Source organism: Parasphingorhabdus sp. NYA22, assembly GCF_976973735.1.
Window position 1 is genome coordinate 128933 of sequence record NZ_OZ333477.1, and the last position, 12314, is coordinate 141246.

Genomic DNA, 12314 nt, shown 5'->3' on the forward strand with positions numbered 1-12314 from the left:
TTTCTCCTGTTCGCGGGTCTTTTAGCCCTTCATGACTTCCTGCATCCGGCGGAAGAATTTGCCGCCCTGGCCGCCACCATTGGCATATTCCTGCATACCGGTTTCGTCCAGAATCTGGTCGATATTGGCGGCAATGGATTCAGCACTGCGGTCTTCAACCGGCAACCAGATACCTTCTGTTTCGAAGATTTTAGCAGCAGCATAGCCGCCAGCACCAGCCGTCAGGATGGTTTTCGATGGCGCGCCGTCGCTGCAAAGATAGACAACAGCAGGGGTCACCGCTTCAGGCACCAGAGCCGCCAACGCTGCTTCGGGCATGATATCTTCGGTCATGCGGGTAGCGGCTACGGGCGAGATGCAGTTGGTGTGAATGCCCTTGCCGGCGCCTTCCTGGTGCAGACTGTTCATCATGCCGACCAGAGCGAGTTTCGCTGCGCCATAATTGACCTGACCGAAATTGCCATAAAGGCCGGTCGAGGACGTGGTCATAACGATACGGCCATATTGACGTTCGCGCATGTGATCCCAGACCGCCTTGGTGCAGTTCGCGCTGCCGTTGACATGAACGTCCATGACGAACTTGAAATCTTCCATGGTCATTTTGTGGAAGCTCTTGTCGCGCAGCACGCCGGCGTTGTTGACGAGAATGTCGACATGACCCCATTTGGCAATCGCATCGGCGACCATCTTTTCCACCGCTGGCATATCGGTGACGCTGCAGCCGGCTGCCATGGCTTCGCCGCCTTCGGCTTCGATTTCTGCTACAACCTGTTCGGCCACGGTAGCGGAACCACCGGTACCGTCACGCGCGCCGCCGAAATCGTTGACGACAACTTTCACGCCGCGGCGCGCCAGTTCCTTGGCATGTTCGCGGCCCAGACCGGCGCCGGCGCCGGTGACAATGGCGACGCGGTCGTTAAATTCTACAGTGCTCATGGCGAGTCCTTCTTTAATTGAATGATTAACGAAACCGATGCGCAATCAGCCCCGGCGAGTCAAGCGGCAAGGCCGCTATTTTGCAGTCGTTTTCGTCCGGGCCCTGCCTGCCGTAGCGGCAGAAGAGGAAACGCGCTTTTTCGGCTTTTTCGGCTGCTTGGATTTCTTGGCCTTGGCCTGCTTCGAGTCCGATGCCGCCTGCTTTTCCGCTGCCGCCATCAGGTCGGCAAAGCTGCGCGCGATACAGGTCGCATAGAAATCGGGATCGGGCATGATATTGCGATCCGCCAGAAAGGTCAGGATGACATTGCCATTATAGCTGGTCACGACATGGAAAAGCCCCTGTCCTTCGGCGAGAATTCCCATGCCGAAGCTTTTGACCAGTTCGGCACCGGCAAAATACATCGGCACCATCGGCCCCGGTACGTTGGTGACCACCGTATTCACCGCCGGATTGAGCCGCTCGACCAGACCGGCGCGGACCATCATCTTGGTCCCGGCTGCGGTCAGCCCTGCCGGCATTGCGCCGGACAATTCCATCAGCGTCTTGGCGCCCATTGCCTGGGTCATCGCCTTCGAACGGCGGGTTTCTTCCATAATAAATTTCAGCCGGTCACCCGCATCGGCAAGATGGGTACCGACGCCGACCTGCATCATTGTGACCTGATTGCCGGCGCTATCCTTGTCGTCATCCGTCCGCACCGAAACCGGCGCGCCGATTTTCAGTGTCTTGTCAGGAAGGTCATCCTTGGCTTCCAGATAGCCGCGCATCGAACCGCTGACCACCGCGATCATCACGTCATTCACCGTCGCGCCGGGATAGGCCTCGCGGATTTTCTTGATGTCGGACAGGGCAAATTCCCGCCCGTCAAAAACCCGGTGCGGGCTCAGCTTCTTGTTGAAGCGTGTCTTGGGAATAGAGCCTTTCGCATCATCGCGCTGACGAAATTCGCGCTGCACGTCGAACAGCCGTTTCGGCATCGGGATCAGTTTTTGCAGATTCTGCAGCCCGCGCACTGGATTGGCAATATTGTTGAACTGCGCCTTGGCCAGCAGAGCGATCGGGTTCGGATCTTTCTCCGGCTCGAACTGCATGTCAAATGTGCGCGGTTTCATCTCGGCATCGAGATCGTGCAGCGCCAGAGTCATCTGCAGCCCTGACTGGCCGTCGATCGCGGCATGGTGCATCTTGTGCAAGACGGCGAAGCTGCCCTTCGGCACGCCCTCGACGTTATCGAGGCCCTCGATAACCGTATATTCCCAGAGCGGCTTGTTCATGTCCATCGGCCGGGCGTAGATGCGCGCCGCCTGGATGCACAATTGCCGCCAATCGCCGGGCTTGGGCAAAGCGATATGGCGGACGTGAAATTCGAGATCGAAATTGGCATCATCGACCCAGTAGGGATGATCGAGATCGAGCGGCACCCGCACCAGCTTCTGCCGGAATATCCGCGCGCCATCGAGACGCCCTTCGATATAGCGCAATATATCCTTGAAACCGACTTTGCCGCCGGGGGCTGTCGAGGGATCATAGATCAGCAACTGTCCGATATGCATCGGCGTGTTCGCGGTTTCAGTATAGGCAAACATCGCATCCAGTGCGCTTAGCTGTTTCATTGTAATTCCTTAAAGCCGCTCAGATGACAGCCAGCATAGTGCAAATATGTTTGATATGCGAATCTGTAAATCGATGCCGATTTAGGCGGCCCGGACCGTCCGGAGAGACCTGCCACAGAACACCGGAAACATCATGCCAGTACTTTAGCCATCGCGGGACCCGGCGATCAAAAGCCGCTCCAGTCCTTGACCAGATATTGCGGCGGAACCGCGCGCCCCCAATAGAAGCCCTGCCCCTGATCGGCGCCAAGCAGCCGCGCTTTTTCAAGATGAAAAGACGTTTCAATGCCTTCGACCACCGTCGAAGCCCCGCGCATATGGCAAAAATCAATGATCGAGCCCAGAACCGTGATCGGCACGCGGTCGTTGCAAAAGGCCCAGAAAATTTCCTTGTCCAGTTTCAATTCGGCAAAGGGGATTTCGGCGATCCGGTCGAGATTGCTGTGACCGGTCCCATAATCGTCTATCGATACCCTCAGCCCATATTGGGACAGCATCTGGCAGATTTCGGAAACGACCTTGATATTGGCAACCCGATTCTCCTCGGTGATTTCCATGATCACCGACCCGCCCAGATTCGGCGACTTGTGCAATTGGGCAAAAAGCGCATCGACGAAATCGGACTGGGTGAGCAATATCGCGCTGCAGTTGAAGGAGACAGGGATGATTTTCCGGGATCGGCGTAGCGAGCTTGCCAGTTTCATCACCTGATCGATGACATTCATTGTTGCATCTATCTCGAGAGAAATTTCCGTCGCGGCGGAAAAAATCGTCGCCGGGCTGATCGCACGCCTCGTTTTCAGACGCGACAAGGCTTCATAGCCGACGATGCGTCCATCATCCAAAGCATGTTTGGACTGGAATTCCACGACAAGATTGTCGAGCAATCTGTCGCTGGCAATCAGCGCTTCGATATATTCCGAATCCAGATTGATCTTCTGGCTGTCTTCCGCATATCGATCGATCAGTTCGGCCAGCATATTGGGTTCGAACGGTTTCGGTATTGTCGCAACGATTTGGGAATTGGCCGCCGTTATCGATGCTTCGCTGCCGTGGTCCCATTGCGAGTCTGTTCCGGTCATCAAAACGAGCGGCAATTTGCGCAACAGGCTGGCATTGCTCTGGGAGAGCATTTTTTTGTCGGCGACGATGACATTGGGAGCAAAGGCTGTTGCACCGTTCTCATCTCCGGGAGAATAGATACAGGCTACGGATATTTCTCGCTGCTCGAGGTCATCCTGCAAAAAACGCGTAAACGCGCTCTCTTCGTCAATGACGAGGACTCGCTTGTTGGACATGATTTGGGTCTTTCAGTTAGTAAAGATCCGTTATCGGATCTCGAGGTGATTGCGACCCTGTCTGCTCGAGCTGTTCCTGCTTGGCCCGGCCTTCTGTACGATATTTGGAAAGATAGCTGATCCGCAGCCCCGGTAGACCGGACTTGTCGATGGATTCCTGCCAAGAGAGAAATTCTTCGAGTGACAGATCATAGCGATCGCACGCTTCTTCAAGAGTGAGCAAACCGCCGGTCACGGCGGCAACCACTTCGGCTTTTCGCCTCATCACCCATCTGGTCGTTTTGCTTTTCGGCAAATCATTAAGGCTAAGGGCTTCACCGAAAGGACCGATTACTTTCTCCGGTTTCCTCTGCCGATCAATTTCCATAGTACCTCCCAGACGATGCGGCGACCCCGCTGATTCATCCCACAAAGGCGCTATTTGACCAGCACCTTGTGTTACAATCATTTACATATGGGCGGAAAAACATTGCCATAAGGTTATGATATATGGTTAATACGTTAGAAATACTTGCGCAGCACATTTATATTTGCGTTTATTGGCTTATTATATTCAATTAATTTACACAATCTAAGTATTACTTTACAATAAATACATGAAATGCATTTCATTTGTTTAATAAGTAAAGAAAGCCTCACCCATAAAAGAAGCCCCGGTGTAAGGGACACCGGAGCTTTTGAAGGCTGGTTTGGCCAAATTGTGGCCGCTTGTTGGGGATTCGCGGCTCTTGGAATCCTGCTTTAGTTGCTGATCACCATCGCGGTTTTGACAGGCTTGCCCGATTTTGCCGCAGCCATAAGCGTCACGCTGGCACGCTGGGCCGAGTTCTTGGCCTCTGCCATGCAGGCGCCATGATCCAGCACATCGGTCAGATTTTTCGAGTCAACGCTACCGCAAACCTCGCGAACAGCGCCCCTCAGACGACCCTGCAAGGTCGATTGACCATCTTGGCTGGTCAGATCCAGATCGGCATATTCGACCGTGGCGGTCCGGGCGATCCGTCCCTGAGCATTGGCGCTGGCGGCAAAGCCTGTTGCGGTAACGGCGATTGCGGCAGCGGCACAAAGGGACTTGGTAAAGATAATATTCGACATTTTCTCACTCCTCAAAATTTTTTAGGGCGTTGCCGGAAAAAGGGGCCGGCGCAGCCCGTTGGGGGTGAGGTCGGGAGCGGTATATCCATCGTGCCGGGGAAGGGCTGTCTGGAGAGACTTAGGGTTATGCTCCCGCCTCGCATTCCTAGGTAGCTGAGCAAGGGCGGGCGAGCATCCCGCGTTCGATAAACCGCCATTTTGATCGGCAAACGGCAGACGGCTTCGACCAACGACAATCGCTGATCGACAAATGTACCGACAGGTAACTTCTGTTACGAATCAAATGGTTACAGATGACACCGAATCGTGCTGTATTAAGACACTAAATCAGTCCGGAGAGTGGACTCGACGGGTCGGCATACATTCTTCGGCCCATCCGGCCAGCCAGATAGGCTTCGCGCCCGGCCTCGACCGCGAGACGCATTGCCCGCGCCATCCGGATCGGTTCTTTTGCTTCGGCAATCGCCGTATTCATCAGCACGCCGTCACAGCCCAGTTCCATTGCAACCGCCGCATCGCTGGCAGTCCCGACACCTGCATCCACCAGCACCGGCACATTGGCGCCTTCAACGATCAGCCGGATCGTCACCCGATTCTGGATACCGAGCCCTGAACCAATCGGCGCGCCGAGCGGCATGATCGCCACCGCGCCCGCATCTTCCAGCTGCTTCGCCCCGATCGGATCGTCGACGCAATAGACCATCGGCTTGAAACCTTCCTTGGCCAGCACTTCGGTCGCCTCGAGCGTTTCGCGCATGTTGGGATATAATGTCTTCGCCTCGCCGAGCACCTCCAGCTTGACCAGATCCCAGCCGCCGGCTTCACGCGCCAGCCGCAAGGTGCGGATCGCGTCTTCGGCATTAAAACAGCCGGCGGTGTTCGGCAGATAGGTAATTTTCTTCGGATCAATAAAGTCCATCAGCACCGGCTGGTTACGGTCCATGACATTGACGCGGCGGACAGCCACGGTGACAATCTCGGCACCGGAGGCTTCTACTGCAGCTGCGTTTTCGGCAAAGTCCTTATATTTGCCGGTGCCGACGATCAGCCGGGAGTTGAACGTCCGTTCCGCCACCGTCCAGCTGTCGTCACCGGAACCGCCGCCGACGAAATGCACGATTTCCAGTTCGTCGCCCTGCTCGACCATGACATCTTCCAGCGTCGATCGCGTCTCGATCAGACGATTGCGCTCGACCGCCACCTTCGCCGGATCGAGATCAAGCGAACGCACCAGATCGGCGATCGAGCCGCCAGCAGCAATCTTGTGCTCATCGCCATTCAACTTGATCTGAATTTCAGCCATTTCGGTAACTTTCATGTCTTTGATCTCGCTTTTCAAAAACGAGCCATATAAAGAGGTCGCTCCAGTCGCAACCAAAAGCCTTTGGGAAGGACCAATATCTTGGCGGCCAAGACCATCTTTGTATTGAACGGGCCCAATCTCAACCTGCTCGGCATGCGCGAACCCGAAATTTACGGTTCGGAAACGCTCGACGAAATTGCAGGACAGATTGAAGACCATGCGCAGACGCTCGGCTTCGATGTCGACATTCGGCAGAGCAACCATGAGGGCCATCTGATCGACTGGTTGCACGAAGCCTCCGCGGAAGACGCACATGCGGTGATCCTCAACGCCGGCGCACTGACCCATACATCGCTTGCGCTGTTCGACGCGATCAAGGCGATCAACACGCCGGTTATCGAAGTGCATATTTCAAATCCCGCCGCACGCGAGGAATATCGCCACAAGAGTTTCATTGCACCGGTTGCAAAAGGGAGCATTTGCGGCTTTGGTGCTTTCGGCTATCTATTGGCGCTGGACGCTGCCAGCAAATTTTAACGACGTTATAAGGACGAAATATGTCTGCAAAGAAAGAAACGGGTGAAGGCATGAATGTCGACATCAAACTGGTCCGCGATCTCGCCGCGATACTCGAAAAAGCCGGCCTGACCGAGATTGAAGTCGAGGATGGCGACCGCAAGATCAAGGTCGCGCGCGGCGGTGGAACCTATATATCCGCGCCTGTCGCTTCCGCACCAGCCCCTGCCCCCGCAGCAGCTGCTCCGGCTCCAGAAGCCGCTCCGGTCGATGATCACGCCGGTGCGCAAAAATCGCCGATGGTCGGCACCGCCTATCTCGCAGCCGAACCGGGCGCCGCCAATTTCATCTCTGTCGGTGACAAAGTTGCGGTGGGCGATACTTTGCTGATCGTCGAAGCGATGAAGGTTATGAACCCGATCACCTCCGAAACAGCCGGTACGGTCAAGGCGATCCTGGTCGAAAATGGCCAGCCGATAGAATTCGACCAGCCTCTCGTTGTGATCGCTTGAGGCCCGCAGCGTGACCATTGAAAAAATCCTGATTGCCAATCGCGGAGAAATCGCTCTCCGGATTCTGCGCGCGGCCAAAGAACTTGGCATCGAAACTGTCGCCGTCCACAGCACCGCGGACGCCGACGCCATGCATGTGCGGCTCGCCGATCAAGCGGTCTGCATCGGGCCGCCACCGGCAGCCGACAGCTATCTGTCGATCCCGGCGATTATCTCCGCCGCCGAAATCAGCGGCGCCGATGCGATCCATCCCGGCTATGGCTTTCTTTCGGAAAACGCGCATTTCGCCGAAGTCGTCGAAGCGCACGGCATCAAGTGGATCGGCCCCAAGCCGGAACATATCAAAATCATGGGCGACAAGGTTGCCGCCAAGAAAACAGCCGGCGATCTGGGCATTCCCTTGGTCCCCGGTTCGGATGGCGCCGTCAGCGAGATCGCGGAAGCCAAGCAGGTCGCGAAGCAAGTCGGCTATCCGGTGATCATCAAAGCCTCTTCCGGCGGCGGTGGACGCGGCATGAAAGTGGTCAACAGCGAAGCCGAACTCGAAACCCAGATGAAACAGGCTGGTACCGAAGCCAAAGCCGCTTTTGGTGACGCCACCGTCTATATCGAAAAATATCTCGGCGATCCGCGCCATATCGAGTTTCAGGTGTTCGGCGATGGCCGTGGCAACGCCATTCACCTCGGCGAGCGGGATTGTTCGCTGCAGCGCCGTCACCAGAAAGTGCTCGAAGAAGCGCCTTCTCCGGTGATCAGCGCCGAGCAGCGCGAGAAAATGGGCAAGGTCTGCGTCGACGCGATGAAGGGCATGCAATATCGCGGCGCCGGCACCATCGAATTTCTCTACGAAAACAACGAATTCTATTTCATCGAAATGAACACCCGCCTGCAGGTCGAGCATCCGGTCACCGAGATGATTACCGGGGTTGATCTGGTCCGTGAACAGATCCGCATCGCCGACGGTCGTGATCTTTCGGTCAAACAGGAGGATCTGGTATTTAGCGGCCACGCTATTGAATGCCGGATCAACGCCGAAAATCCGAAGACATGGGCCCCCTCGCCCGGCAAGGTCACCAGCTACCATGCGCCCGGCGGCATGCATGTCCGCGTCGATAGCGGTCTCTATGCCGGCTATTCGATCCCGCCTTATTATGACAGCATGATCGCCAAGCTGATTGTCTATGGCCGCACCCGCGACGGTTGCATGATGCGGCTGGCCCGCGCGCTGGACGAATTTGTCATCGAAGGCGTCCAGACCACCATTCCGCTCCACCAGAAACTGGTCCATGACAAGGAATTCCAGTCGGGCGAATATACGATCAAATGGCTGGAAGAGTGGCTGGAGAAGGATAATCTGAAGGATTAGGCCAAGTGCCCCCGCGCAGGCGGGGGTCCATCTCCTGAACTTCCATCAAACGCGGTAGCGTTGGTTCGCACCGCTCGTACGTCAGCAAGCCGATCAGAAAAACAAATCGCTCATAGGGCCCGTGATGGACCCCGGATCAAGTCCGGGGTGGAAGTTAGATGAACATAAATGTTCAGATAACTTCCACCTTTCCTGAACATAACAAGTCAGTTCAGGACTCCGACAGGGTTAATAAACTATCACCTGTTGCACAGATGCGGCAAATGGAGTCGCCAGCAACAGGAGTAAGCCATGCGTATATTTATAGTCACAGGCCTGATGGCGGCCACGATGTTGACGCCCGCCGCGGCATCCGCCGCCGAGATTGCACCCAGTCTCAATAGTGCGCCCGGACTGGCCCCCGGATTGACCAAGGTCGACCTGACCGGCGCAGTCGCCCTGCAGCGCGAAGGCCGCAGCGAACGCCGCGCCAATCGAACCAATCGCCAGACCAACCGGACGGGCGACCGAGGACAGCGACGGTCACAAGCGCGAGACAATCGCGGAGAGGCGACGATTAGCCGGCAAGCCCGCGAAACCCAGAGAGCGACCCGCACCGAACGCTCTGCCGATCGCAACGTTAATCTCGCAACCCAGCGGGAGCGGCGGGCCGACCGGCAGCGCGCTGCCAGCCGGCCAGAAACCCAGAACCGGCGCACGGCGCAGCAACGCGCTGCGCGACGCGGCGACACGAACCGCGACGGCCGGGTCGACAGGCGCTATGATCGCAATCGCGACGGCCAGATCGACCGGCGCTATGATCGCAATAACAACAACCGCGTCGACCGGCGGGTAGACCGTAACCGGGATGGCAAGATCGACCGGCGCTACCGGGATAACCGCCAGGCCACAAACAACCGCAATTATAACCGCAACAATCGCAACTGGAACCGCAGCTGGCGGCAGGACCGGCGCTATGACTGGCAGCGCTATCGCCAGGCCAACCGCAGCTATTACCGGCTGGGCCGGTATTATTCGCCCTATCGCTCGCATAGCTACCGGCGCTGGAACATCGGCGTATTTCTGGGCACGTCCTTTTACGGATCGCGCTACTGGATCAACGACCCCTGGCGCTATCGTCTCCCGACCGCTTATGCCGGCACCCGCTGGATCCGCTATTATGACGATGTCCTGCTGGTCGATACCTATAGCGGCGAAGTCATCGACGTGATCTACGACTTCTTCTGGTAAGACAGATTTATCGACTGGAACACCCGCTGCCCGAAAAGGCAGCGGGCTTTCTGGTGCTAGACCCGCAGACACCACTCGTCCTGCTCGGCCTTGCGCTTTAGACGCAAAAATCGGTACTTTTCGTCCATGCTCGGATTTTTACCCCCTTGCGCGCGTTTCTTGAGGTCAAATTAATCCTTTTGCGCCATCGAGACGGGAGATATTAGCAGGGTCAAATGTGATAAAAAATTTCTTCCGGGTATTGTCGAATGAGTCGGCCAAAGAATTGGAGCCGGAATCCGATCTTGGCTGCAAGCCTGATGCCTCTGCCCGGCGGCTTGAAATACTGGATGATTTCGAGCAAGCGGGAATAAACTGGCTGTGGGCAACGGACGCACAGGGTAACCTGATATATTTGTCGGAAAAAGCAGCAAAAAATTTGCATAGACCGCTCGATGAATTGCTCGGAATTCCCTTGGTTTCCCTGTTTAAAAACGATCCCGACAATCCGGATGAAAAATCCGACCGTCCGTTCAAATTCCATCTTAGCAAGCGCAGCAAAATCAATGATCTGGTAGTCCACCGGATCCCCGGAACGCTCGGCGAAAGAGATCGTCCGACATGGTGGATGCTTTCCGGGCATCCGAAATATGATGATGAAGGGGTGTTCCAGGGCTATCGCGGCAATGCCAAGGATGTGAGTCTCGAATATCAGCGCAAGCTGGAAGATTCGCGCATGGCTGAATTTGATTCACTGACCGGGCTTGCCAACCGCCACCGCATGGATAACCGGCTCAACGGCCTGCTCGGCGCTTTCAAAGCCGCCAACCGCAGTTGCGCGATCATGATGCTCGATCTGGACCGCTTCAAGCAGGTCAATGACACAATGGGGCATCCTGCAGGTGATGAACTGCTCAAGCAGGTTGCCAAACGATTGCGCTCTATTATCGGCGAAAGCGGTGAAATCGGTCGCTTGGGCGGGGACGAATTTCAGATCATCCTGCCCGATCTGGACGATCGCGGGAAGCTTGGAGAGATAGCCGATAAAATCGTGAAGATCATTTCCCAGCCCTATCCGATAGACGAAAAAATCGCGACAATCGGCACCTCGATTGGCATCGCCATTGCGCCCTATGACGGCATCGAGAAAGATGGCCTGGTCCGCAGCTCTGATCTCGCCTTGTACGCCGCCAAAAATTCGGGCCGTGGACAGTTCCGTTTCTTTTCCGCCGAACTGAAGAATGACGAAGAAGAGAGGCGCATTCTGGTCGAAGACTTGCGCGATGCGCTCGTCAATGACCAGGTCGAACTTCACTATCAGCCGGTGGTTCGCACGGACGATCATATGGTGGTCGGATTTGAAGCGCTGATGCGATGGGTCCATCCGGAATGGGGAGAGGTTAGTCCAGCCGTCTTCATACCGATCGCCGAAGAGTTGAATCTGATCAACCAACTGGGTGAATGGGCGCTCCGCCGTGCCTGTCAGGATGCGCTGCTTTGGCCAAAATCCGTCTGGGTCGCGGTCAATGTATCGGCCGTTCAATTTGCCAATAGCGGCTTCCCCGAAATCGTCATGAATGCTCTTGCGACAAGCGGTCTCGACCCGAAACGGCTTGAACTCGAACTGACGGAAAGTGTCTTCATGGGAGACAGCGATACCATCGACACCACCTTCAAAATCCTGAAGCAACTGGGCGTGCGACTGGCGCTGGACGATTTCGGTACCGGCTATTCTTCGCTTAGCTATCTTCGCTCGGCGCCATTTGACAAGATCAAGGTCGACAAGAGTTTTGTCGATTCCTGCACGCAAAAGGACAAGAACAGCGCCAAGATCATCGCTGCCATTATCGGACTGTCCGAAGCGCTGGGAATGGAGACCACCGTTGAAGGTGTCGAAGCCTTTGACCAGTTCGGCCTCGTTTGTTCCCAGGGAGCGCGCTATATTCAGGGATGGATTTATTCCAAGGCCCTCAAGCCGCAGGAAATAGAAGACAAACTGGGTAGCGGAGAATTCCGGATTGAACCCGACGGGCCGGAATTATACCGGCCTGACAGGCGCACGGTGTTCCGGAGGATCGGCGCCATTCATGAAGATCATCGATATGAAGTGGTCATGCGCGATCTCTCTCAGTCCGGAGCTATGTTTGAAGGATTGCTCGGCGTGCCATTGGGTACGAAGCTGGTACTCGATCTCGGCGAAGGACAATTGGTTGTTTCTACCGTGACACGGTCCGATGAGTCGACCGTGGCTACAGAGTTTGAAACACCGTTGGTTAGCGACGGTGCAGGCGGCTTGTGCACGCGCCACCGCGTCTCGCCTTATGATCTGTGCGCTGCTGGCATGCCGCTCGCAGCCTTGCCACCGGGAAATTATCCTCTGACCGTGGACGCTTCCTCCCTGTCCGGAAAGCCCGAATTCATGCAAGTGGCAATTGGAGGTTTCTGATCGGCACAGGACCATC

11 protein-coding genes are annotated in these 12314 nt (G+C 56.0%); 5 read left to right on the forward strand and 6 right to left on the reverse strand.

The window, feature by feature from the left end; genetic code table 11:
* Positions 1-21: 21 nt before the first annotated feature.
* The 6 genes from ACWFTY_RS00610 to thiS form a co-directional block, all read right to left on the reverse strand.
* On the reverse strand, positions 22-936 hold the full coding sequence (locus ACWFTY_RS00610; protein WP_447525471.1) for an SDR family NAD(P)-dependent oxidoreductase: 915 nt from the start codon (positions 934-936) through the stop codon (positions 22-24).
* A gap of 75 nt (positions 937-1011) precedes the next feature.
* Positions 1012-2553 carry a WS/DGAT/MGAT family O-acyltransferase gene (locus ACWFTY_RS00615; protein WP_447525472.1) on the reverse strand — a complete coding sequence of 514 codons (1542 nt, stop codon included), beginning with the start codon at positions 2551-2553 and terminating at the stop codon, positions 1012-1014.
* A gap of 167 nt (positions 2554-2720) precedes the next feature.
* Entirely contained in the window at positions 2721-3851 is a 1131-nt protein-coding gene (locus ACWFTY_RS00620; RefSeq protein ID WP_447525473.1) for an EAL domain-containing protein, read from the reverse strand.
* Positions 3852-3867: 16 nt separating this feature from the next.
* The gene (gene sciP / locus ACWFTY_RS00625; RefSeq protein WP_447525474.1) at positions 3868-4218 is read right to left on the reverse strand and encodes a CtrA inhibitor SciP; all 351 of its coding nucleotides are present in this window, start codon (positions 4216-4218) and stop codon (positions 3868-3870) included.
* A gap of 374 nt (positions 4219-4592) precedes the next feature.
* Positions 4593-4946 (reverse strand): UrcA family protein, encoded by a 354-nt coding sequence (locus ACWFTY_RS00630; RefSeq protein ID WP_447525475.1) that lies wholly within the window; start codon positions 4944-4946, stop codon positions 4593-4595.
* A gap of 322 nt (positions 4947-5268) precedes the next feature.
* A complete protein-coding gene (thiS, locus tag ACWFTY_RS00635; protein WP_447525476.1) occupies positions 5269-6264 on the reverse strand; it encodes a sulfur carrier protein ThiS in 996 nt (331 codons plus the stop codon).
* 84 nt (positions 6265-6348) lie between these two features.
* Between thiS and aroQ the strand changes: the two genes are divergently transcribed.
* From aroQ to ACWFTY_RS00660, 5 genes are all read left to right on the forward strand, one after another.
* Positions 6349-6786, forward strand: coding sequence for a type II 3-dehydroquinate dehydratase (aroQ, locus tag ACWFTY_RS00640; protein ID WP_447525477.1), 438 nt, complete (start codon positions 6349-6351; stop codon positions 6784-6786).
* A 20-nt stretch (positions 6787-6806) separates the two neighbouring features.
* Entirely contained in the window at positions 6807-7277 is a 471-nt protein-coding gene (accB, locus tag ACWFTY_RS00645) for an acetyl-CoA carboxylase biotin carboxyl carrier protein (RefSeq protein ID WP_447525478.1), read from the forward strand.
* Between the two features lie 10 nt (positions 7278-7287).
* On the forward strand, positions 7288-8643 hold the full coding sequence (gene accC / locus ACWFTY_RS00650; protein ID WP_447525479.1) for an acetyl-CoA carboxylase biotin carboxylase subunit: 1356 nt from the start codon (positions 7288-7290) through the stop codon (positions 8641-8643).
* 291 nt (positions 8644-8934) lie between these two features.
* Positions 8935-9873: an RcnB family protein gene (locus tag ACWFTY_RS00655; protein WP_447525480.1), complete on the forward strand. Its 939-nt coding sequence runs from the start codon at positions 8935-8937 to the stop codon at positions 9871-9873.
* A gap of 217 nt (positions 9874-10090) precedes the next feature.
* Positions 10091-12298 (forward strand): EAL domain-containing protein, encoded by a 2208-nt coding sequence (locus ACWFTY_RS00660; RefSeq protein ID WP_447525481.1) that lies wholly within the window; start codon positions 10091-10093, stop codon positions 12296-12298.
* Positions 12299-12314: the final 16 nt, after the last annotated feature.